Origin of the sequence: Enterobacter sp. CPE_E863, from assembly GCF_046521465.1 — a bacterium.
GTDB lineage: Bacteria > Pseudomonadota > Gammaproteobacteria > Enterobacterales > Enterobacteriaceae > Enterobacter > Enterobacter adelaidei.
Genome location: NZ_JBKFZX010000001.1, coordinates 1,604,850 through 1,626,661, shown reverse-complemented (window position 1 = coordinate 1,626,661; position 21,812 = coordinate 1,604,850). Strand labels below are relative to the sequence as shown.

General features: G+C 53.4%; 19 protein-coding genes and 4 pseudogenes. 1 reads left to right on the top strand and 22 read right to left on the bottom strand.

The genetic code is table 11. The annotated features are described in order from the left end of the window. Positions 1-8: 8 nt before the first annotated feature. From ACLHV8_RS07955 to ACLHV8_RS07945, 3 genes are read right to left on the bottom strand one after another with little or no spacing between them, the layout of a single operon-like run. On the bottom strand, positions 9-326 hold the full coding sequence (locus tag ACLHV8_RS07955) for a hypothetical protein (RefSeq protein ID WP_244250193.1): 318 nt from the start codon (positions 324-326) through the stop codon (positions 9-11). Beyond that, positions 320-3,493: a host specificity protein J gene (locus ACLHV8_RS07950; protein ID WP_410376854.1), complete on the bottom strand. Its 3,174-nt coding sequence runs from the start codon at positions 3,491-3,493 to the stop codon at positions 320-322. Before ACLHV8_RS07950 ends, ACLHV8_RS07955 begins: the two co-directional genes overlap by 7 nt. A gap of 52 nt (positions 3,494-3,545) precedes the next feature. After that, the gene (locus ACLHV8_RS07945) at positions 3,546-4,133 is read right to left on the bottom strand and encodes a tail assembly protein (RefSeq protein WP_410376853.1); all 588 of its coding nucleotides are present in this window, start codon (positions 4,131-4,133) and stop codon (positions 3,546-3,548) included. Between the two features lie 72 nt (positions 4,134-4,205). Here ACLHV8_RS07945 and ACLHV8_RS07940 point away from each other — a divergent pair. Further along, positions 4,206-5,326, top strand: a protein-coding gene (locus ACLHV8_RS07940; protein ID WP_121528277.1) for an IS3-like element ISSen4 family transposase whose coding sequence is annotated in 2 segments (ribosomal slippage) — positions 4,206-4,464 and positions 4,464-5,326 — 1,122 coding nt in all. Because the reading frame shifts where the segments join, the coding sequence is not laid out codon by codon here. A 99-nt stretch (positions 5,327-5,425) separates the two neighbouring features. On the opposite strand, the gene ACLHV8_RS07935 is transcribed toward ACLHV8_RS07940, so the two are convergent. The 19 genes and pseudogenes from ACLHV8_RS07935 to ACLHV8_RS07845 all read right to left on the bottom strand — a co-directional run bounded on the left by ACLHV8_RS07935 (position 5,426) and on the right by ACLHV8_RS07845 (position 21,028). Further along, a complete protein-coding gene (locus tag ACLHV8_RS07935) occupies positions 5,426-5,758 on the bottom strand; it encodes a hypothetical protein (protein WP_410376852.1) in 333 nt (110 codons plus the stop codon). A gap of 29 nt (positions 5,759-5,787) precedes the next feature. Next, entirely contained in the window at positions 5,788-6,498 is a 711-nt protein-coding gene (locus ACLHV8_RS07930; RefSeq protein ID WP_410376851.1) for a C40 family peptidase, read from the bottom strand. A gap of 1 nt (position 6,499) precedes the next feature. Next, positions 6,500-7,255, bottom strand: a complete 756-nt coding sequence (locus ACLHV8_RS07925) for a phage minor tail protein L (RefSeq protein ID WP_410376850.1) — start codon at positions 7,253-7,255, stop codon at positions 6,500-6,502. Further along, a complete protein-coding gene (locus ACLHV8_RS07920; protein ID WP_039262174.1) occupies positions 7,252-7,599 on the bottom strand; it encodes a phage tail protein in 348 nt (115 codons plus the stop codon). Before ACLHV8_RS07920 ends, ACLHV8_RS07925 begins: the two co-directional genes overlap by 4 nt. A 3-nt stretch (positions 7,600-7,602) precedes the next feature. Further along, positions 7,603-10,746 (bottom strand): phage tail tape measure protein, encoded by a 3,144-nt coding sequence (locus ACLHV8_RS07915; protein ID WP_410376849.1) that lies wholly within the window; start codon positions 10,744-10,746, stop codon positions 7,603-7,605. After that, positions 10,739-11,056, bottom strand: a pseudogene (locus tag ACLHV8_RS07910) (phage tail assembly protein T); the annotation flags it as partial. The gene ACLHV8_RS07915 and the pseudogene ACLHV8_RS07910, both read right to left, overlap by 8 nt. Further along, positions 11,053-11,484: a phage tail assembly chaperone G gene (gpG, locus tag ACLHV8_RS07905; protein ID WP_410376848.1), complete on the bottom strand. Its 432-nt coding sequence runs from the start codon at positions 11,482-11,484 to the stop codon at positions 11,053-11,055. The pseudogene ACLHV8_RS07910 and the gene gpG, both read right to left, overlap by 4 nt. Before the next feature lie 10 nt (positions 11,485-11,494). Then, positions 11,495-12,238 carry a phage tail protein gene (locus tag ACLHV8_RS07900; protein ID WP_023292730.1) on the bottom strand — a complete coding sequence of 248 codons (744 nt, stop codon included), beginning with the start codon at positions 12,236-12,238 and terminating at the stop codon, positions 11,495-11,497. 7 nt (positions 12,239-12,245) lie between these two features. Continuing rightward, entirely contained in the window at positions 12,246-12,644 is a 399-nt protein-coding gene (locus ACLHV8_RS07895) for a phage minor tail U family protein (RefSeq protein WP_410376846.1), read from the bottom strand. Then, complete coding sequence (locus ACLHV8_RS07890) at positions 12,641-13,225, bottom strand: phage tail protein (RefSeq protein WP_023292731.1); 585 nt, start codon at positions 13,223-13,225, stop codon at positions 12,641-12,643. The genes ACLHV8_RS07895 and ACLHV8_RS07890 overlap by 4 nt, the downstream gene beginning before the upstream one ends. A gap of 9 nt (positions 13,226-13,234) precedes the next feature. Then, on the bottom strand, positions 13,235-13,588 hold the full coding sequence (locus tag ACLHV8_RS07885; protein WP_257247430.1) for a head-tail joining protein: 354 nt from the start codon (positions 13,586-13,588) through the stop codon (positions 13,235-13,237). A gap of 11 nt (positions 13,589-13,599) precedes the next feature. Next, positions 13,600-14,004: a DNA-packaging protein FI gene (gene gpFI, locus ACLHV8_RS07880; RefSeq protein WP_410376845.1), complete on the bottom strand. Its 405-nt coding sequence runs from the start codon at positions 14,002-14,004 to the stop codon at positions 13,600-13,602. 45 nt (positions 14,005-14,049) lie between these two features. Continuing rightward, the gene (locus ACLHV8_RS07875) at positions 14,050-15,075 is read right to left on the bottom strand and encodes a major capsid protein (RefSeq protein WP_023292734.1); all 1,026 of its coding nucleotides are present in this window, start codon (positions 15,073-15,075) and stop codon (positions 14,050-14,052) included. A gap of 55 nt (positions 15,076-15,130) precedes the next feature. Continuing rightward, entirely contained in the window at positions 15,131-15,463 is a 333-nt protein-coding gene (locus tag ACLHV8_RS07870) for a head decoration protein (protein ID WP_032667273.1), read from the bottom strand. 9 nt (positions 15,464-15,472) lie between these two features. Further along, positions 15,473-16,815: pseudogene (locus tag ACLHV8_RS07865) on the bottom strand (S49 family peptidase). Then, positions 16,796-18,385, bottom strand: a pseudogene (locus ACLHV8_RS07860) (phage portal protein). The pseudogenes ACLHV8_RS07865 and ACLHV8_RS07860 overlap by 20 nt, the downstream one beginning before the upstream one ends. Then, positions 18,382-18,588, bottom strand: coding sequence for a phage head-tail joining protein (locus tag ACLHV8_RS07855; protein ID WP_023292738.1), 207 nt, complete (start codon positions 18,586-18,588; stop codon positions 18,382-18,384). Before ACLHV8_RS07855 ends, ACLHV8_RS07860 begins: the two are co-directional and overlap by 4 nt. Further along, positions 18,588-20,508 (bottom strand): annotated as a pseudogene (locus ACLHV8_RS07850) (phage terminase large subunit family protein). The gene ACLHV8_RS07855 and the pseudogene ACLHV8_RS07850 overlap by 1 nt, the downstream one beginning before the upstream one ends. Further along, positions 20,483-21,028, bottom strand: a complete 546-nt coding sequence (locus ACLHV8_RS07845; protein WP_023292740.1) for a terminase small subunit — start codon at positions 21,026-21,028, stop codon at positions 20,483-20,485. The pseudogene ACLHV8_RS07850 and the gene ACLHV8_RS07845 overlap by 26 nt, the downstream one beginning before the upstream one ends. Positions 21,029-21,812 lie beyond the last annotated feature (784 nt).

Sequence of the window (21,812 nt, the reverse complement as noted above, 5' to 3'; positions counted from 1 at the left end):
GGGGAGACTTACCCGAAATCTGATTTATTCAACAAAGCCACCTCAACTGTGAAAGTGAATGCAGGGCTACCAGTGGTTGGTAAATAGAATGCAGTGAAGCCGCCATTAAAAGCGCGGCAGTAATATTCATTCGCAGTGACCCCCGTCGTTACAATCGTTATAAATGAGCCATCCTGAGTTATACCCGAAAAGTAAACGTCTTTTACTGTTTCTCCAGCAGCAAACGTTACAGATGTGCTCCCTATATATCTGATTGCATAATCAGTTAGATCTACAGCAATACGCCCTGCACTATCCCAGCATTGTAAACCCTGCGGCATTACCATAACCCCATTCTGACGCGCAGCACGTTGTTGCTGTCGTAAATCTGAATAAGAGTGCTGGTTATCAGCATTCTCCCCCCTCCAGCTACGCCGTTAATTTCGAACGTCCCGTTTTTATCAATTCGCCATCCCTGCGACCCTGCAACATAATTATTTGACTGGATGAAATTGCCGATTTTGGCATTGGTGATCGTGCCATCCTGAATAAACGCCGAGCTGATAAATACCTGGCCATTTATCACCGCGAACGGTGAATACTGGGTATCACCACTGCCACTCATCAGCACGAACTGGTTAGCGTTGAAACCAACGCGGGTAACGATCGGCTGCCCTGCCTGCGCCAGAACGGCAATCGACATCCCGGCGTTATACATGATGCCGTTTATCCTAACGCCAGCTTTGAGGGTATAGATCGCCGAAGCGCCTGAGGCATCAACGACGGCGGTAAGCTTATCCTCCAGCGCTGAAGTTACGTCCTCAATCTGCGCCTGTACCTGCGTTGATAGTTCGGCCATTGCCTTATCCACCTCAGCAATCGTCGTTTTAACAACAAGGATATCGGCACGCACTTCCCCGTATTGTGCCCACTGATGCTCGACTGTTCCGTGGTTCGCGAGGGCGTTCTGAAGAATTCCTTCAATGTTGGTATCGATGTCACCAGTGAGGCGCTCCCCATCAGCAGAGGTAAGGAAATCGTCTGCAATATCACCCAAATAATCATCGGCGTTATCGTTAGACATCCCCCTGATCCAGTCGGTATAACCGGACTCGTTACCCGTTCTGTCTACCAGTTGCGCGCGGTACCAGAATTCCTGCCCTGCTTTAAGGCCGAGCTGGATGTATTCCGCAGATGGATAAGGCACATCTGAGAGCAAGAGTGGATCTGAAAAGTCACTGTTGGCAGTGTACTGAATTTCCGTTTTTAGCGTATCGCCGGTGTTTGCCGGAAAACCCCAGTTCAGACGGATCCCCCAGTTAATGCCCGTGGCCGTGAATCCTACTGGCTTAGGCGGATTACCTACTTTGCCGGTCAGGGTCTTCTCTTCTGAATATCCCCATCCTGAGGAAATTTCAGCGGCATTAATTGCGCGCACGCGCACCAGGTAGCGCCCGGAATAAATCCCCGGGACGTCAAATGACGTGGTGGAGCTGCGCGGCATGTTCACCCAGTTTCCGTCATTGCGGCGCCACTGTCCCTCATAGGCGATAGCGTTCTGCGCCTGGTCCCAGCTGACGCGCATCGTTTCGACGCTGATATTCTGCTGAACCACAGAAAACGAGCTGATCACGATGTTAGCTGGCGGTGACTGATTACCAGGCGGTATTACACTTATTGGCCGCTGGTCGATAATTGCGCCTGTATCGATACGGGCATATTTATCCGGATCGTGCCATGCAGCGGTGATCGAGAAGGTGCCATTATCGTTATCGCTTACGCTGACAACGCGGTACTGCTGAGCGTAAAGCTCGTCAGATTCCACCACCCAAACAGCTTCGGCCTGTGGCGTCTCACTGTATGCCGTGGTGACTGTGACTGATTCACCGTTCACGGCCTGAATGGTCCTGCTCTGCGACGCTCCGGAAGGTAGGTTGAGAATAAGGCGATCACCTGCTGCCGCATCTGCCACGCGGTCAAGTTTGATAACGCGACCGTTAACGGAGCTGATGCGGCCGCCCATAACCTTTCCGGAAAGCAGTTCGTCAGCCACGGCGATGATGTAGCCCGGCTGTGGTATGTTTCCATCCAGGCCGACATCGAACGAAACAACACGGTCTTTATTGTTGGTGAGGATGCCCCAGCGGCCTTTTCTGTTTGCTTCTGATTGCCGGGTGCATCCGATAGCCGTCATCTCCAGTTGATTAAAGCCGTAACGTGCCACCAGCGCCTGCTCAAAAACGGGCTCCATCGCGTCAGCGTAGGCGTTATCCGGATCGGACCAGGATACCAGCGCTGTGGTGTATCGGGTTTTAGTGGTGCTGCTCGAATAGGTGAAGCGACCGTCAATAACGTTCGCGCGCGTATAGCTGTAATCAACATCACGTGGCATGTCAGCCAGGGCAACGATCTGATCCCCGCCCCAGTAAGTCATGCCGCGGAAGATAGCGGCAAAATCACGCAACACAGTGTAAGCGTCGTTACGGTCCTGGATATAGACGTTGCAGGTATACCGTGGTTCGGTACCGCTTCCGCCTTTGCCGTCCGGTACCTGCTGATCGCAATACTGAGCCACCTGATACAACGTCCATTTATCGATGTTAGCCGCAGTAAGCCGGTTACCAAGACCGAAACGATCTGTAACCACCAGATCGTAAAAAATCCACGCCGGGTTATCTGTCCATGCCCATTTAAACGCCCCGGTCCATGTACCGCTATAGGTTCGGGTTTCAGGGTCATAAGTATCAGGAACACGGATAACACGTCCGCGGGGCTCACACGAGATCTGCGGGATTGAGCCGTTAAACTGGCTAGAGTCGAATTCAATGTACAGCAGCGCGGTGTTCGGATAGCGCAACTTGGCGTCGATCACCTCAGTGAAGCTCTGCAGTGTCATCGTGTCGCCAATCTTCGCGCTGTTAGCATCGGCTGTAATTTTACGCAGTCTGATGGTCCAGGTACTGCCAGCCTGAGGTAAATCAATTCGTTGGCTACGCTCGTAACCAGAGGTTGTTTTCCCGGTCACGCTGGTATTGAGTACCGTCTGCCATGTTCCGCCGTCAGTCTGCAGGTCAATCGCATAGTTGATCGAATAGCCGACCAAATCCCCGTCATCTTCCTGTTTAAACAGAGACGGCCATTTCAGACGCAGGCGTACTGCCGATAGCTGGGTGTTAGTGAAAGTGCGTGTCCATGCGGTAACACTGGAAACTTCAGTACCCACGCTGATTTCGTTTTCGGTACCGGGAATGCCCTGAATGTAATTTTGTGCCTGCGTTCCCGCGCGAAACTCCCACGTCACGCCGCTGAAGTTTTGTGAGCCGTCGGAGTTCTCCAGCGCCGTTCCGTCCAGGTAGATATCTTTGCCGGTTAGCTGCCCTGCAAACTCCCCTTCCCCAAGCGCAACGAGGATTTTAGCCTTCGCTACAGATTGAAGATCATCTGGCTGTTCAGTAGGGGTTCGGGAACTGGAGCTGCCGCCCTTGCGGCCCTTTAACACTTTTTCTGTAGCCATATTGCGCCCATAAAAAAGCCACCCGAAGGTGGCCTGAAAAAAGGTTTGTTATCTACTGCTGATCTTCGACATAAATTCCGGCTGAAATAATCGCTCCGCCGATTCGCCGGCGACCATAAAGTAGCGGTACCGGGTAGCCCTGAGCAGCAGTATTTGTCACTCCACCGAATGCGTATGAGGCGCGATTATCCGAGCTTTGTTTGCTGGCCAATCCCGTTGGTTGAGGTGATAGCATTTGAACAACACCTCCAAGCATCATTGCGGCACCTAATTTTGCAGCACCATACCCCACAGCTGATAATGTGCCACCGGAGAGATAACCTACTGCAACCCCAACAACTACAAGCACAGCACCGAGAATTGTCTGTAATACCCCCGCTTTTTTACTTCCAATCACCAGGGGAACAATTCGAATAACTTCACCAGTCACGGGAAAACCAAAATCGTCTTTTCCGATATTTTTCTTATCCTTAAAGACGGCATAAGTTAGCCCTCTGGCTTTACTTGTTATTAAAAACTTCTCCAACCCGTTTATTGTTTTTGTGAGAGAGTTGATTGCCTCTGCGGTAGTACGAATTAGTCGGTGGTGGACCTTTCCATAGGTTTTACCCAAAACACCGCCGAGTTCAATGCGGGTCATGTGACCTGCTCCCCGTTGATTAGTACACCCCGATGTTAGTAATGTCTTCATAAGCCACATGAGGACATCCCCATGAAGAAGCGTTTTTCCGACGAACAGATCATCAGTATTCTCCGCGAAGCCGAAGCTGGGGTACCCGCCCGTGAACTCTGCCGCAAGCATGCCATTTCCGATGCCACGTTTTACACCTGGCGTAAGAAGTATGGCGGTATGGCGGTGCCTGAAGTTAAGCGCCTGAAGTCGCTTGAGGAAGAGAACGCCAGACTCAAGAAGCTGCTTGCCGAAGCCATGCTGGATAAAGAGGCGCTTCAGGTGGCTCTTGGGCGAAAGTACTGACGACAGACCAGAAGCGGGAAGCCGTGATGTTGATGTGTGATGCGACCGGTCTGTCGCAACGTCGTGCCTGCAGGCTTACAGGTTTATCCCTGTCGACCTGCCGCTATGAGGCTCACCGTCCGGCTGCTGATGCGCATTTATCAGGGCGCATCACTGAGCTGGCACTGGAGCGCAGGCGTTTTGGCTACCGTCGTATTTGGCAGTTGCTGCGCCGTGAAGGGCTTCATGTTAATCATAAGCGCGTGTACCGGCTTTATCACCTCAGTGGCCTGGGCGTAAAACGCAGAAGACGTCGTAAAGGGCTGGCAACAGAACGTCTGCCGCTGCTCCGTCCGGCGGCGCCCAATCTGACCTGGTCGATGGATTTCGTCATGGACGCACTTTCCACCGGTCGCAGGATCAAGTGTCTTACCTGCGTCGATGATTTCACAAAGGAATGCCTGACGGTCACTGTTGCCTTTGGGATTTCAGGCGTTCAGGTCACGCGTATTCTGGACAGCATTGCACTGTTTCGAGGCTATCCGGCGACGATAAGAACTGACCAGGGGCCGGAGTTCACTTGCCGTGCACTGGATCAATGGGCCTTTGAGCATGGTGTTGAGTTGCGCTTAATCCAGCCGGGCAAGCCAACGCAGAACGGATTTATTGAGAGCTTTAACGGACGATTTCGCGATGAATGTTTGAATGAGCACTGGTTCAGCGATATCGTTCATGCCAGGAAAATTATTAATGACTGGCGGCAGGATTATAACGAATGCCGCCCGCACTCCACGCTGAATTATCAGACACCGTCTGAATTTGCAGCGGGCTGGAGAAAGGGTCATTCTGAGAATGAAGATTCCGACGTTACTAACTGAGTGTTGTATCTAATCGTGGGGGCAGGTCACATGACCTCACACATTTTCTTTCTCCATAAAAAAAGCCACCCTTAGGTGGCTTGTCTTATTTATGTCTTATCAAAGGCATGATCTGGCGGCCATAGCCCAGTGATCGTTCCATCCTTTTGCGACGGCATAAACTTTAATATCACTTCCGCCGTTTTGTGATTTATCGATATTTACAACTGAAAGAGCACCGAATATATCGTCTGATGCTGTTATTTTGTAACCTGACTCAGTGGGTATGCTGGAGCTTGAAGAACGAAGTTCCACCCATTTAGGGGCTAGGCATCTGTTAACCTGATCGGTGCTCTTGGATGTATGCTCAGAGAAAATAGGCTTTTGAGATTCGAGGGAATTTACAGAGCAGCCAGCCAATGCAATGACCAGCGCAAAGAGTAGATTTTTCATTTTCATGCTCCTTTGAAATTTTGTAAAGGTTAGCATAGAGATTTGTAACGTAGAATCTTCATCGTCCGTTCCTGCCAGTAACCACCATACGGTACTCGCTGGCTCAGATGTCCGTAGAGATGGTGCAGAAGCATGTTTCCTTCAAGCAAGATCCCCGCGTGATTCCACTTTTCGGCCTGGACCTGCATGATCACCATATCGCCTGGCCTCGGTGGTCCGTCGAACTCTCTGAAACCGCACTCGTACCAGCAATCCTGATAGAAGTTGTCCGAAAAGCCCTTTTCCCACCATGGATAGTCAACCCGATAGTCGTGTAGCTCGATACCGTGGGTTTGCCGGAAATAGCTCATGACCAGACCCCAGCAGTCAAAGTGACCAAGCACAAAGGGACGCTCCAGCAGCGGCAGTTCTCCGCGCGGCTGAATGGTACGTAAATCCCCCTCCGGCCAGCTCACGATGTGCCAGGGTAAAAGCGTTGCATCGCATTGCGCTTTATCCAGTTCGCTTGGTTGCGTCGTGGCATCAGGGTGACTGTGAGCGATGGCGATCACAGTTCCCCAGTCTTCAGCTGCTGCGTAATCTTCCGGACAAAGGACAAAATTGTCCTCTGGCGCCGCTGCAAGATTACGGCACGGAAAATAACGTTCAACGCGGCTTTTCTGCACCACGACGCCACAGCACTCACGAGGATATTCAGCTGTAGCATGCGCCATAATGGCATCAATGGTTTTCTGTCGCATATCAGCTCCTGATCAAAGACGTCCCCGGGAAGCCTCCAAACGAGAGTTCGTTATTTTCGCCGAACCGAAGTTTGCAGGCCGTCAGAGTGCCGCTGCATTCATCCAGGGACGGAACGCTGACCGGGTTATTGTTTTTGTCGAAATAGTTGGTACCGGCATAGTCGCAGCCGTCGCCGGTGCGATACTTGTTCCGGATGCACCAGGTACAGAGCGAATGCAGCTGACGCGTCGGAATCATCAGTCCCTGCAGGTCCATCGGACTTGAAAGTGTGAATTCCACGGCCTCGTTTGTCTCTGCGCTTTTGGCATCAATGTAAAATACTTTCACCTTTTCCTGCGTAGGGTCTGCCGTGGGGTTCCCGCCTGGAAAATTTCGGGCATCAAGGTAGCTGGCCAACGTATCATGGATCGTGACCTTCGCCTGCAGCAGATCATCATAGGCTAGACAGAGCGCAGTGATAGAGCTGTCGAGGTTAGCAACCGATAATTTAGGCTGCGCGCTGCTCCCACTGGTGGAAACCTCAATCCCCTCAATCTGACAGGGCCACGCTTTATATTCCTGCCCCTGCCACCAGATGGATTTCGCAGGCAGTTTACTTTCATCCCCACCAGCAGCATCAATCTCTTCTGGTGTATGCGCGATATTATGCGCATGGAAGAAAAGCACATCTGACATTCCGAAGGCCGTACCATCGACAGAAAAAAGCCGGACTTCATTGCCCGGCTCGAGTTTTTGATAATCAGCATTAAGGCTCATGGTGTAAATGCCTGTTCAAACGTTGCGGTTACGGTTTCCACTTTTTTATTCAGGGTGACTCGCTGAAGGCTGTCAGCCTCAACACGCCAGAGGGCTAAATCACCACCAGGTGGAGTGAATGTGAAAGACTTGGTTTTATGCCTCCGCAGAAATGAATGAATCTCTCTGGCTATTACCGGATCGCCAGTAAAAGAAAAGGCATAATTTAGAACCTCATCGTTCAGGCCAGAACCACTTACCTGCTTGTACCCATCACCGAACTGCGCCGTTCTGACTGTATCTTTGCTGCTCAGAGTGGGCTGGCTTGCTGCCTGAATCTTCCATGCAAAATGCTCTATGGCCATCATTTACCTCTGTTTAGTGGCATTCCAGATGATTCCCCCAGGCCTTGTTTCGCGCGCGATGCCCTCGCGGACCGAACGATCAACCACTTTCTGATAAGCCTGAGCAAGTGCACCATCGCCACTCTGTTGCTGCTTCGTATCGTTAGACTGCGCTGTAGTCACTGAAACGGGTGCGTAAACGTTAATCCCACCGATACCAGAAGCTGCTGCGCTCCCCCCGCCGACCAGACCACCGGAGGCATACCCTCGCATCAGCCGATAAAGATTGGCCACGCCGATGCGGCTGGTTGACTCTTTGGTGAAGACGAACTCCCCGCGGTGAACGATACCGGCTGGCTCGTACTTGCCGCCGTGCCCGGTAAAGCCGCCTGCGTCAAAGCCCGCAGGGCGGAAAGACGGTACCGAAAATGACTGACCTGCAGATACTGTATTGGTACCGCCACTCACCCAGCCCATTGCGCTCTGGATGGTGTAGGCCACCAGCAGCTGGTTGATAACGGAGACAATCATTTTAAGGATCGAGCTGGTGAAGTCCCTGAAGCTCGCCTTCCCGGTTGTCGTCAGGCTGGTAAGCTGGCCCGCCAGCCCGCTGAACGTAGCCTGCGAAATCTGCTGAACAGAGCTGAAAACGTTTGTCGCTGAATCCTGATATTCGGCCCAGCCCTGTTTCGCACCGGCCAGCCAGTTTGCGCGCAGGGCATCTTCAGCCTCGAACGTCGCCCTTTGCTCTTCGAGAACCTTTTGCTGCGCCTGAGGGTTGTACGAATAGCTTTCGCTGAGACGCTGCAGCGTAGTTTGTCGCCCGGCTTCCCGGGTGGATACCCCCTCAGACTGAGCCTGCAGGCCCGCCCTGGCGGCTTTTTGCTGCTGCTCAAACTTCACGGCCTGATCGGCCAGCTGGTTGAGCTTTTGCTGGCTGGCAACCTTATCTCCCAGATCGGCCAGCTGCCGCTTGTACTCGAGCGTTTCTTCCTTGTGCGCCAGCAGGGATTTTTCCTGCGCCGTAAGCTGACGACGCCCCGCGGCCTCCTGCAGAACGGTGAACTGATTTTCAGTCTGCCAGAGATCCTGACGCTGTTTGCTTATGACGTCGTTAACGCTGGTATGCTGCTCAAGCGTTTTAAGCTGGGCCTGAAGGGTGAGAAGTTCGGCCTGCGCCTTTTCCTCGGCTTTATCCCCGGCGGGCGTTGAGTAGCTTTTGCCTTTCGGCGTTTTTGGATCCTTCCACTGCTTTTCAATCCCGGCGCGGGCAGCGGCAATGTCCTTTTCAGTCCACAGCGTGGCGACACCGTCTTTCGCATCCTGGCGGTTTTTCTCAATAAGCTGACTGAGCTTTTTCTCTGCTGAAGCCCGCTTTTCTGCCGCCGTCGCGCCGGACTCCACCAGCTGGTTAAACTGCTGCTGGTTGCGGATTGCCTGAGCCTGCTGGTCCGTCCGCATTTTTTCCCGCGCGGCTGCCAGCCCTTCCTGGGCATATTGCTGATCGGCAAGATCGTAAGCCTGCTTTTTCAGCTCCACCTGCTGGCGCGCGTTTCTCAGCCTTTCCGCATCCGCTTTCTGCAGAACGTTGTTACCGGCATAATCCGGGTCGACCTTAAGATTGCTGGAAAGCGCGCGGTACTCCTTCTCTGCTGCCTGCCATTCAGCAAAAGAGTCCTGGCGCTTCATCGCGGTGTCAGGATTACGCCCTATGCCAAGCATCGCATCCCACGCACCGGAGGCGGCATTCTTCACCCAGTTCCAGGCTTTTTCGAGGGTTCCGAGATTATCCTCGACCGCACCGGCGCGCTGAATGACCGCGTCGGAATATGCCCGCATGGCCAGCTCGGCGGCCTTCTGAGAATCCCCCAGCGCCTGAGCAGAAGCTATCTGTTCATACTGGGTGGCTGTCAGAAAATGAAGGGAATCGTTGAGCGTCGCGACCGCGTTAACCGGATCATCCTTCAGGCGCTTAAACTGATTTATGGTTTCGTCGACGGCCTGTCCGGTAGCCTGCTGCAGCCTGGCGGCAACATTGCTGACCATGCTGACGTCATTCCCGCTGAACGCGCCGCTGCCAACGACCTGCGCCAGCACGCCTGCAGCGGCATGCTGCGTGATGCCATTACCTGCCAGCGAGCGCGCCAGCGCCTGCAGCTGCCCTGACGTTTTCCCCGCGTAGTTCCCGGTCAGGATCAGCTGCCTGTTAAATTCCTCAGACTCTTTGCTGCCGTCATACCAGGCCTTACCCAGTCCGAATACCGCCGCGGCAATCCCACCAACCAGGCCGGCGATCCCAAGCCCGCGCAGCGACAGCAGCTGGTCTATCCATCCTGCCCTGTTTGCCAGCGTGATCCCGGAGCCGCGCAGCGCACCGAAGTTACCGCGCATGACCTCGCCGATAAGTACCCCCAGCTCTTGCCGGGCAGCAGCACTTTGCAGCCCCAGACCGTGCGTGGCCACTTTGGCAGCTTCAAGCTTGCGGATATAAACTTCAGCCGCATCGCTGGCACCGACCTGCGCCGCCTTCATGCGCAGCAGCTCGGTACCGGAGAGCTTTTGCTCTGCAACCTGTTGCTTCAGTTGGCTGAGGAATCGCGTGCGCGCTGCGGCCGATTTTTCCTCCACGATCTGCAGTTCTTTTTGCCGGGCCGTGGTGCGGGAAATAAGGGCGAGATAATCCTGCTGGGTTATGTTGCCCTGTGCCCTCGCTGCGCGAAAGCGCGCCTGCACGTTCGCAAGCGACTGTGTTTCACCATTGAGCTGGCGAACGCCGTCAATCTGGCGGAAAAATGATGCCGCCAGTTCATCCTGTCGGCGGGCAAGCGCTGCAGCCTGCCCGTCATTCTCACGCATGCGTTGGTTAAGTTCGGTCACGCGGCGATGAGTTTCATCAACGGACCTGGAAACGTTCTGCCAGTCTTTTGTCAGCCCTTCCGTTGCGGCTGACTGACGGGCTTTCATGTCTGCGGCGGCCGCCGCGCCAGCGTCGCCCACGCTCTTTAGTGCAGCGCTCTGACGGTCCGCAGCACGCTGCATTCGCGCCTGAACTTTATCAGACTCATCCGCCATTCCTGTCAGTTGCCCTTTGATTCGGGCGACCTGCTCGCTGAAGGTTGCGCGGTCAACATCCAGCTTAATAACCAGATCGCTAATCTGCTGGGCCATATCGGATACCTCCTGTTATCCCCTCAGCGGCGGTCATCAGCGTGTCATCATCCGGCTCTTCATCGCTGATGACGACATCCGAAGGAGAAAGCAGGCTGAAATGTGCGGGGGTAAGTTCCGGGTCGCGGAAGAAAAGAGTGGAGATGGAATAAAGCAGCTCTGAGAAATGCGCATCGAGCTGCGCGTCCTGAAAATAATGCTCCCGGTAGAACTGGTGCCAGTCGCCCAGCTCACTGGAAGTCATTCCAGCCAGCATGGCGCGCCAGTCGGGTCGCCCGAACTCGCGCGCCAGATTCAGGACAAACTTCAGCTCGCTGGCAAGGGCTTTTCCGCCGTAACGGGTTCAGCGCTTTCGGCCTCCACAGAGGCATCCGGATCGGCAACGTTGTCATCATCAACCGGAACGAGCATGCCGGAGAGCAGCTTTATTTCCATTTCTGCTTTACCGATCGCCTCCGGCGGCCAGCCGCTAAGCACCTGCTGATAAAGCGTCTCCACATCCGTGCCAGCCGGATCGTTATGCCACAAAGACATCGCGATCAAACGCGCACCGCAGCGAATATTTGAGCCAATCAGCCTGGCCGTCATTTCCTGATCGCTGATGCCGTCGCTGTCAGCGCTGACGGCCTTTTCCTCTGCGGCCATAAACGTGATGTACTCAATACGCTGCAGCGCCGACAGCTCGAAGATGGTCATGGATTCTGTTTGCCAGGTGAACTTCTCTTTTTTCAGAAACATGCGTCCTTCCTTACGCTGCAGTTACGGTGACTTTGCAGACCGCTACGAAATTACCATCGCTGGTCATAACAATAACGTCAGCGGTACCTGCCGCCACGCCGGTGACGGTGATCGCGTTGCCGCTAACGGTGACCGTTGCTTTTGCCCCGTCGGAGGTTGCCACGCGGAACGAGGTATCTGAGGCACTGGCAGGGTTAACCGTCACATTGAGCGTTGTGGTTGCGCCAACGACCACGCTTGCCGTGGCTTTATCGAGCGTAACGCCGGTCACGGGGATATTCGGGGTCCCGCTTTCTTCAGCCAGCTCCGGCTTGCCGGTATTGGTGATTTTCGCTGTACGGGTAATGACCTCTTTTGCCGGAATGGCTTTACCCAGACTGCTGCACCAGCCGCGGAAAACGTCGACGGTACCGTTCGGGTATTTAATTTTGTAATAGCGTACTGAGCCATCAATAAACCATGCGACCAGGTCTTTTTGCCCTTCTTCGCCCGGCTTCCAGGCGAGGGTGAACGAGGTATCGCCAGCAGATTTTGCCCCCTGGGCCGTCGCGTTCCAGTCGGCATCCTCGTCGTCGAGGTAAGTGTCGTCATACGATTCGGCGGTCATTTCGCCCGGCGTAAGTTCTTTGATTTTCGCCAGGCGATTCCAGTCGATATCAGAGAGTGGGTTAGCGAAAGCGTTGCCCGTTCCGGTGTAAAGCCAGAGGGTGGTACCGGCGCCTTTTACAGGAGCAAGTGGATTTGGTGTTGGCATGTTTTCCTCACATTTCGTAAGTGATTGAATATTTCATATCGGCGGAGGTCCACAGCCCCATCGCATCATCGCGCTGGTAATCGAAGCCTTGTGGAACCATGAGCGTTAACAGTGAATCGAGGCCGGGAACATCAGCGAGGGCCGGATAGATATGGCTTTCCATCCATTCATCCAGTTCGGAATCTGGTACCTGCGATGACAGGAAGACCTCGATATGTAACGTTGCCGCCCATATATCGGCATCAAGTTCTTCGCCGGTATACTCCGCATCGGTCAGATAAACCGCGACGGCAGGAAAATCCTCCTCCTCAATGACAGCCGGACGCCCGTCAAAAAACATGACGTCGATCCCGATGGCCTCTTCAAGCACATCAATAATTTTCTGGCGAATGAGAGTGTGTTTCATCGTGTCAGATGCAACCTCAGTTGTTGCCTGAGGGCATAGCCAAGTTGTTTTGGCATTTCCTCTTCAAGCATGCGTTTCTTCTCTGCTTCGAAAGCAGTAGTGAGGGGCGCGGACAATGGGATTTTGACCACGTCGATGGGATAACGACTTTTTCCTGCAATGCGCTTCATGACGTGCCAGCGGCCGTTCGCCAGGCGCTGGATAAAGGCGTCGCGAAAAACATAACGGCCAATTCTCAGCACGCTACTTTTTCGAACCAGCGGGCCTTTTCGGTTCGTAGCCCTGACCTGCGCGGCACCGAGTTTGATGGCGGGAAGGTTGCCCCGGTTAACCTTAATTCGGGCCGCTGAGTGCCCTGACGCCGAGGCTTTGTTGATTCTCACCCTTTGTCTGACCAGCTTTACAGGTATCCCCGAAACGCGGTTATCACCGGCTACCGTTTCTTTCGCCACTCTTCGGACGGCAACCGAGACGCCATTAGCAGCAACCCGGTTCACAGCCCATGCGCTGGCATTGGGAACCATATTTCTGTCCAGGCTATCCAGGTTAGCAATCGCCTGCTCAAGACCTTTTATCGACATGAATGCTCCTTAACGACGCCGCGATCCGCCGGGAGGTGATCCACTACCCAGCCATACATGGCAGGAACCGCAATCATCCGGGCCCACGCGATCAACCCAAAATTCACGCCCGTTTACCTTCAGCGTGTCCAGACGTTCCAGCCCGCTTACATCCGATGAGTTCACAAAAAACGTCGGCCTGGTTCCGTCAATTCTGATCCCCGCTTCTGCGAAACCGATGTTCTCTGGATCGTCAAAGACCCCGCGGAGCGTGACGCCGGATAAAGATCCAGAGGTTATCCTTGCCTCTGTTCCCATCACTCCACGTATAGTGGTATCCGCGCGCGCCATCGCTTCATCAAAAAGATTATCGAAATCAGCCATTAAGCCCCCTGTCAGACTTCCCGGGCCAGCCCCTGAGAAATCAGTTCGGTAGCCTCCGCGTCGGTCACGCGAATAACGACACCAGGCTCAACAATAGAGAGGGACTCGTTGCGTGTGGCGTGAAGTGCATCAATGTGCAAGGTCACCAGTGTCTCAACCGCCACCAGTTCGCCGGGTTCATTTGACGCAGGATTCTCGGTAATAGAGCCAGAGGTGTTCTCTGGGCCGGGCTGGCCCGAGGTGCTGCCAGCAGTAGTGCTGGCAACGGACACCTCGGCGCCGTCTTCGTCGAGTTCCTCTTCGAGCTCAGAAATACGTAACGTAAGCTCCTGGATGGTGCCTGTGACGTTGACCTCACGATCAAGCTTTACGCCCAGCTCTTTCAGTCGGGCGATAAGGGTTTCTTTTTCTGTCATGGGAAATACTCCAGAAATGTGGCCCAACAGGGCCACTGGGGAAAGTTATGCCAGCTTGACTGAAACGAACGCGTCCGGATCTGGCAGCAGCATCAGCGGAGCTGACTGAATCATGGTGAACTCGCGAGCCGGGTCGCCCGTTTGCACCCAGTTTTTCGGATAGCGCGTTGAAGCATTAATGCCTTCGCGCTGTGCATCTGCATCCAGAATGCAGCCATAGGTACGCAGACCGCGCGCCTGGGTATTTCCCAGCACCATTGTCAGATCCGGCAGGTAGTTTTTTTTGACATCATCCTCGATGTACTGACCGGAGTACACAACGATGGCAACGTCGCCATACATCCCCTTATATGAGACGGCCATTCCCAGGTCTTTTACGGCGGTTTCGAGCTCAGAGCTTGAACCGCGACGCGTATCCAGCTTTTCCTTCACCGCGTCAAAGGAGCGGAACAGCGCCCAGCCCTTTGGATCGAAGACGATAATGTTGACCACACCGCTGGCGTTAAGCGCGTACGCTTCAATATCATCGGTCGGGTCGTACGTTTTTTTGTCGCGAGAAGACCAGGCAGCTGCACCCGCCTGGGTGATGTTGTTACCGGCACTGCGTCCCATATCAACTTCAACCGGCTCAAACGCTTCCCCGGTCATGGTGTATTTACCACTGAGGACTGCAGCAACGGCCTGCTTTTCTTCTACCTGCGCAATTGCAAGCTCTTCATCTTTCATGTTCTGAAGAATGATGCGTCGGCGGCGATAGGCAGGGTCGGCCAGATTCTGTGGATCTTCATCAGGCAGGCGGCGGAGGGTCATCAGCGGATTCACTTCGTGTTTTGGCTTCACATACCCCGGCGTAAATTCCGACGTGCTGCCGCCACGGGAACGAATCACTTTCCCGGAGACAATCGGCGATACGTACAGCGCCATATTGACCATGCCCGGAATTTGCGACAGGTAGACTTTTTCTGTACTGAAGGGATAAGTTTCGCGAAAGAAGATACGCAGGAAGAGCGGATCGAACTTGAATTTCTTCTCATTGACCGCCAGAAGCTGGGCTGTTGTGTAAACTGACATAGATTTTTCCCGTAAAAAAAGCCGCATAAGCGGCTTTTATGAAAGTTGAGGGTGATTAAACGATGCTGATCGCAGTACCGGCGAACGCGTTACGCTTGATATTTTCGTCGGTAACGGCAGAGGGCCAGAGCACATCTTCGATGCGGAAAGAACCGGATTTATAAAATGCCAGTTCAGCACTGCTCTGGTCAGCGGTAACCGCCAGAATGCCGGTTGCTGCACCTGCATGCTCGCCGTCCCAGACGGTTAGCTTGCCGGACGTAACATCAAGCATGAGCGGGGTCATTGCCGGGGTGGATGCTGTCAGTTCGCCCGGTGCATACGCGGTGTGTGCCGGATCGCTGTTACCGAGCGGCTGGGTATGAGTAAATACTTCGGTGATTGCCATGTTAGCCTCTTAAACGGGGGTGTTTAATAAATCGTCGCCGGCTTCAGCAGAGGCATTCCCTGCTGAAAGAGCGCCTGGCGCGGTTTCCATCAGGCGATCCAGCGCCGTATCGGTACGCGCCTGGGCGCTTTGCGGCGCCGCGGCCAGAATGCGCTGTGCATTCTCGACCGTCATGCCCGGCGTTTCGGCCAGCGCACGGGCCTGTGATTCGCGACCTTTTGCCTCTTCGCAGTTCAGAATACCCATGATGCGACCATTCTCGGCAGCTACGGCTGCCGATACCTGAGCGCTGAGGTCTGCCGGGTCCGTTAAGGCAGCAGTTGTTGTGTCAACGGTGGTGACCTGCTCAGCCGGTGCAGTCGTCTGTGTTGCTGCCTGGCCAGCTGGCTGATTGGTCGCTGCAGATGCAGAAGGTGATGGCATAGTTCCTCCAGTGGTTGTTTTTTTGCGTCTGTCGAGTGCTTCACGCATCACGCTGAGCGCGTCGGTATTGTTAACAAGTTCATCCGCCAGACCGTTATCCACGGACTCCTGGCCGTAGAAGACGGCCGCTTCGGTGTCCAGTACGGCCTGCACTGACATTCCGGTATAAGCGGAAACCTTTTCGGCAAACATCTGACGAGTGGCATCGATACGCGTCTGAAAATCAGCGCGAACGTCCTTTGGTAGTTTTTCGTAGGGATTTCCGTCGACTTTATGATCGCCGCTGTAAATCAGCGTGACCTCAACGCCGTTAGTTTTCAGCGCAGCGCCATAATTACTGTGCGCCATCATGACGCCGATGGAGCCGGTTCTGGCCGTTTGCGTGACAAGCCGTCGCGATGCAGAACTGGCAATCAGCTGCCCTGCGCTGCAGTTCATATCATTTGCCAGCGCCCAAACGGGCTTGATATCCCGCATCCGGGCAATAATGTCGGCACAATCGAAAGCCCCGGACACCATCCCGCCCGGCGTGTCCATATCCAGCAGAATACCGTCTACGCCGGGATCACTCATTGCCTGCTGCAGTCGGGCAATGACCCCGTTATAGCCCGTCATACCGGAATAAGGCTGCAGTGACCGGGTTTTGCTGACCAGCGTCCCGGAAACGGGCAGCACCGCGATCCCGTTTGTTACCTGATAGCTCCGCGCTGGCCGGGGCCCCATTTCCTCGTCATCGCCAAACAGCGCCAGCGGCTCTGCAATTTGTTCAGCGCCGAGCGAGACGCCAGAAGCGGAATCAGTCAGTCGGGTGATACCCAGCTGGCCTGCCAGCGCGCAAAGAAAACCCGCGCGTAGGCGGGTTCAAGCATCAGCGGCTCATTGAAGGCCATGCTGGCAATATGCGGGAGATTACGCAGCTCTGGCGTCATCTTTTACCTCCTCATTTGATTTTTTCAGCCCGGATTCAAATGCAGCTGCCGCCCATGCCGGAGGTTTAAGTCCCGCGCTCCGGCGCTCCATAGTTTCACGTACCTGCTGAGAAAATATTTCCTGATAGTCATCTCCGCGTTTGGCACACTCCTTCTCATATGTGCTGAGACCAGCCTCAATCAGCATCACGGCCTCCTGCACCTCCTTCAGCCCATCAATAGCCATGCGCCCCGAGCCAATCCAGTTGGCGTTACCCCAGGCAGTTCTCGCCTCCTGGAAGCTAAACCTGGCTTTGGACGGGAGCGTGACAACCCGGCGCGCAATCGCCTCTTCGAGCCAGCAGACGAACATCTGGCAGGCTTGCCGGGCCGCGACAAACTTGCGACGCCCCATAAAGAACGCCCAGGATTCATTGGCGCTGGCGCGCGCCGTCGAATAGCTCATCTGAGAGTAGTTACGGGAAAGCTGCTCATACGAAACACCAAGACCGGCCGAAATATAGCGCAGGAGTGATTGTTCAAAGGTGGAATAACCGTTATCGGTATCCTGTGCTGACTGAAGGTTCAGGGAATCGCCCGGCATAAGATGAGGCACTTTCGCGCCACCGAGGCGAACCGGCGCTGCAGCGTAGTATGCTGCCATTTCGCCAAGCCAGCCCGTCAGCTTATTTTGCTGCTTACTATCCGCGCCGAGGATAAAGTCCATCGCCGTATCGGTATCAAGCTCGCTCTCGATTGTCGCCGCATACATAGCTTTTATAATTGCGCTCTGGAGCTGAGTATTTTGCAGGGTGTCGAGCATTTTCATCTGCTCCATCACGCTGTAAAACACGTTTTGCGCCGCGGGTCTGTCCATCCTCAAGCGGTTCAAAAATATGGATGAATGATGGCCTTCCGCCCGGCAGTTCCCGTGGTATATAGGTCCATTTTTGCGACATCCAGCCAGGGTAGCTGTCTTCACTGACGTAGTACCCCAGCGCTGCGCCGCTATCACTGATTTTGACACCCGCGCGACAGTTACGCGTGTCACCTGTATTACCGGGATTACTCACGCGTTTTGGACTAACCATTTTAAATTGCGTGCGAAAAAGTCGCGATGAATCACTGTCCCAGGTGGGCTGGACGCACAGTTCACCGTTAAATGCGTGCGTCGCAACGCCTTCACGGATCATCATCGTAAAGGTACGCTTGCGCTCGGCATCAATCCCGCAAAAGTCATCCTCCGCATATTCATACCAGGCGGCCTCCACCTCCCTGGCAAATGCCCGGCTTTCCTCTTCTTTAATGCCGAGATAACGCCAGCTCGGGCAGTAACTCAGTCTGAAAAAGACCCGACGATGTGATCCTGGTGAAGCTGAACGGCGTTTGCCGCATAACCATTGTTACGGACCAGATCATCAGCACGGGCATTCCCCCGGGCGAAGTTCGGCAGAAGTGCGGCGTCGGCACTTTCACTCTGGGGATTCCAGGCATTTAGCTGCCCACCGAATCCGCCGCCACCGGCGTGATAGCCTGCATATTCCCTCAGGGAGGTTTTCCCGTCGGGACCAACTAAAGAAGGAATTTTCATGCGTAGAACCTTGCCGGCCCGCGGCGTCGTGAAGTGGTACCGACCTGTGACTCTAGATCGGCGATGTACTTTTTCAGATCGCTGACTGACGTCGCCGTAAATTCCACCCTTCGACCGTCTTTCTGTACCGTCGCAACCCGTTTTCCCATCATCAGATCATGTAACGCTGCGCGCGCGGCATCCAGTTCAGCCTGTGTTGCCATTATTCATCTCCCGCTAATGCCCTGGCATAATCCGCCAGAGATTTATTATTTTTACGGCCAGTGTCTTCTTCCCGTAAGCTGGCCAGAAGAGAATCCAGATCCAGCTGCCAGCGGGAGATACTTATCCGCAGAGCTGCAAGTGCATAGACAAAACAGTCAAGCGCCTCATTTCGTCGTTTTTACTGTCCCAGACGATTTTTTTCTTCCCGTCTACCCACTTCTCAACCTGCTCTTCAGCCGTAAGCTGCTGAGCCTCAGCTAAATCATATATTTCAGGGTTATTAGGGAAGTGAACCGCTCCCGCCAGCGGTTCGTCGCCTTCTGCCACCAGCGTGAAACGGTTATAAATTTGCTCTTTCGCGGTGTCTGTTCCTACCTCAGTGAGATAAACGCCGTTCTTGTTACGCTTACGAGGCATATTCGCCACGGGCTTACCGTAGACAGATGCGCCTTTAACGGGGATGACACGAAACAGACCATGCTTTTTCGAGCGGTTATAAACAATCGTTGGGTCTATGCCACCGATATCCCAGCAGATGCGGGAAATAAGCATCTCAACACCGTTAGGCCTCGGATAGGTTTTGTTGATCGCCTCATCCAACCTCAGAAGCGTGGATTCATCATCATGTCGCCCCATAATGATAATTTTGTCGATAAGCCAGCTTTCCTCACCAGGCCCCCAGCCCCAGACACGCATTTCGTAACGGTCAAGCTGTGAGTCAATACCGGCAGTAAGATAGGCCACGCGCTCCGGCACCCTGGCACCGAAGTGCTCAATACGTTCGGCCATCACCTCAGCATCAGGACGCTCACCAATTTTAGGCTCCCACGTTTCACCAAGCGTTGTGTTGACGAACGTCTTACGCTTTCCCGTGTCCCCTTTGGTCTTGATCCAGTCCTTGACGATTTGCACCCAGGTTGTGAAGGGGCTATAGGCCGTCCAGATATGAAAGGTTACGCTGTCAGGCGGATCAATTTCGGCACCCGATGATGAAAACCAGCAAAGTCCGTCTCGCGTCCAGATCCCGGTTTCATCACATATGTACCGCGCCTGCGAAAAATCGAGCTCCTGCTGTTTAATTACGCAGGCATTGTGTTCACACAGATATATAACGCTGGCAGGATCGCCCGGCGCCCATTTGAACCCGAATGGCGTCTCTTTATCGCCGAATTTAAGGAACTGCTCCTCCCTACAATGTGGGCAGGGAACATAGAAGCGCAAGAAATGCTCTGACTCCTTGGCGGCACGTTCAATCTGGCATGTCCCTTTAATTTTGGGTGTGGATCCTCGTATCGATTTAGGCCAGACCGACCCTTCAATACGTTTATCCCCAGGAACGTTGGAGAGCCCTCTTTCTCGATATCATCGTCAAATGCCGCCAGCTCGTCATAACCCGCCACATCAACAGATTTTTCACGGTAGTTTTTTGCAGCTTTACCACCGAGGCACCAGAAACCTCGCCCATTCGAGAAACGTTTCATACTCAACGTGTTGTCCCGGTGCTTTTTACCGTACCAGGGCGCCAGCGCCAGCAGTGAGGGGATGTCCCGGATTGTCGGTTCGACATGGGATTTCATGAAGTTTTCTGCATCACCGTCGGTAGGTAACCAGATAAGCGAGTTACGTTGTTTATGCTGGATGAAATACGCATACACGCCGAGCAGCATTTTTGAATAGCCTACTCGGGCAGACTTAACGACATTTACCTCGCGGATATAGTCATTACCCATCGCATTCATTATCGCACGCTGAAACGGCAGCGTTTCCCAGCGCCCTTCCTGATAAGCAGACTCTTTTGGAAGGTAATAATTTTCGTCTGCCCACTCAACCGCCGTTTGCGGTTCTGGTCGGTACAACGAACGGAGCCCCGAGCGCGCGGAGTGCTGTAGCCCCTTAACCTGACTGTTCGATATATTCACTCAGCAACCCCGGTATCATTTCATCCAGCGCAGCTGCTTTGTTCATGGCTTTTATGATGTCCTTCTTGAGGAAATCAATATGTCGATTTTCCAGTTCCGGAAAGCGCCGCTGAACCGACAGAGGTATTCCATCAAGGATACTGGCAATTTCTCCGGCTATCCGCGACAGCACGAACGTGCAGAATGCGGTCTCCACCACCTCAGCGGACTCTTTTGCATTTTTTAGTTCCTGAGCATCAGCCTGGGCTCGGGTAAGCCTATGGCGCTCATAATCAATCGTGCCAGGCACAAGGTCTGATTCTGAATCAACTCTCAGCTGTTCAACCTCTTTGCGCAGCTTTTCGTTTTCTATCGCTGCGTCACGGGCGGAATACCATTCGATTACGGCGGCAGAGTCATAAAGCACTTCATTACCTTTTCCACCACCGCGCGCAACTGGCATTCCCTGATCCTGCCAGTTCTGGATCGTGCGGATGCTGACACCAAAAATCTCGGAAAGGCGTTTTTTATTGACCTCCATGACGAACTCCAGGCGAAACACAGGGTAAGGAAACCATGCCGGGTAAAATGACTACTACCAGGCTTTAACACTTCCTTTCTTGTGGTGGGTTATACCCAGCAAAGACAGATACTTAGCAAGAAGAAGAACGGAAAAGGCAAAATCCTGAAAATTTTCATAAATAGCGAGAACCTGCGAGGTCGCCGCCCCGTAACATGTCAGATAGCCGAAAAGGACCCGGAAAGCTTAGGGCAATCTCATGTTCGGGCTTCGATGCTACCTTCATATCAACCCGCTAGGCTTCAGCACGTTGCTCGTTCGATAAAAATACTAAAGCCCAACTTTGGCGAGGCATATTTGGAATATTAATTAAACATACATTTTTTGGAGTTTATAATTGCCCTACATCAAATTAACAGATAAAGCGTTTGTCAATATCAAATATGACACAACCAAAACAACAGATAAAATCATCAATGTTATAGCCAGGGTCTTATACCCCAAATTAAACATGTAAACCGACTCAGCAAATAATATAAGGCAGAGAACAGGCGACAGACCAACAAAAAAAGTTGCTAAGGTCGAACCTTTTACCACTGACAACACTTTTCCCATCCTTGTAACAGGGGTTAACGATTCAAAAATGCATTACAGCAGCAACACTTGAGATCATCAATAGAAAAGCACACAAGATCGTTAACCTTCTCATTTGAAGCCCATATAAAATCAGCATCGAGCTCAAAAAAACGATAGCCGATAAAAGGCTGAGAAAAAAAACATCATTGAGGTTTTCATTAAAGATGAA

Excerpts from the sequence above, each read along its gene's own strand:
- ACLHV8_RS07890 (WP_023292731.1), bottom strand. The coding sequence starts at position 13,225 with ATGTCGATAAAAGGTCTTGAGCAGGCGATTGCTAACCTGGATAGCCTG.
- ACLHV8_RS07855 (WP_023292738.1), bottom strand. The coding sequence starts at position 18,588 with ATGGCAACACAGGCTGAACTGGATGCCGCGCGCGCAGCGTTACATGAT.
- ACLHV8_RS07935 (WP_410376852.1), bottom strand. The coding sequence starts at position 5,758 with ATGAAAAATCTACTCTTTGCGCTGGTCATTGCATTGGCTGGCTGCTCT.
- ACLHV8_RS07925 (WP_410376850.1), bottom strand. The coding sequence starts at position 7,255 with ATGAGCCTTAATGCTGATTATCAAAAACTCGAGCCGGGCAATGAAGTC.
- ACLHV8_RS07930 (WP_410376851.1), bottom strand. The coding sequence starts at position 6,498 with ATGCGACAGAAAACCATTGATGCCATTATGGCGCATGCTACAGCTGAA.
- ACLHV8_RS07915 (WP_410376849.1), bottom strand. The coding sequence starts at position 10,746 with ATGGCCCAGCAGATTAGCGATCTGGTTATTAAGCTGGATGTTGACCGC.
- ACLHV8_RS07945 (WP_410376853.1), bottom strand. The coding sequence starts at position 4,133 with ATGACCCGCATTGAACTCGGCGGTGTTTTGGGTAAAACCTATGGAAAG.
- ACLHV8_RS07875 (WP_023292734.1), bottom strand. The coding sequence starts at position 15,075 with ATGTCAGTTTACACAACAGCCCAGCTTCTGGCGGTCAATGAGAAGAAA.
- gpG (WP_410376848.1), bottom strand. The coding sequence starts at position 11,484 with ATGTTTCTGAAAAAAGAGAAGTTCACCTGGCAAACAGAATCCATGACC.
- ACLHV8_RS07885 (WP_257247430.1), bottom strand. The coding sequence starts at position 13,588 with ATGGCTGATTTCGATAATCTTTTTGATGAAGCGATGGCGCGCGCGGAT.
- ACLHV8_RS07920 (WP_039262174.1), bottom strand. The coding sequence starts at position 7,599 with ATGGCCATAGAGCATTTTGCATGGAAGATTCAGGCAGCAAGCCAGCCC.
- gpFI (WP_410376845.1), bottom strand. The coding sequence starts at position 14,004 with ATGACAGAAAAAGAAACCCTTATCGCCCGACTGAAAGAGCTGGGCGTA.
- ACLHV8_RS07845 (WP_023292740.1), bottom strand. The coding sequence starts at position 21,028 with ATGGAGGTCAATAAAAAACGCCTTTCCGAGATTTTTGGTGTCAGCATC.
- ACLHV8_RS07870 (WP_032667273.1), bottom strand. The coding sequence starts at position 15,463 with ATGGCAATCACCGAAGTATTTACTCATACCCAGCCGCTCGGTAACAGC.
- ACLHV8_RS07900 (WP_023292730.1), bottom strand. The coding sequence starts at position 12,238 with ATGCCAACACCAAATCCACTTGCTCCTGTAAAAGGCGCCGGTACCACC.
- ACLHV8_RS07950 (WP_410376854.1), bottom strand. The coding sequence starts at position 3,493 with ATGGCTACAGAAAAAGTGTTAAAGGGCCGCAAGGGCGGCAGCTCCAGT.
- ACLHV8_RS07955 (WP_244250193.1), bottom strand. The coding sequence starts at position 326 with ATGGTAATGCCGCAGGGTTTACAATGCTGGGATAGTGCAGGGCGTATT.
- ACLHV8_RS07895 (WP_410376846.1), bottom strand. The coding sequence starts at position 12,644 with ATGAAACACACTCTCATTCGCCAGAAAATTATTGATGTGCTTGAAGAG.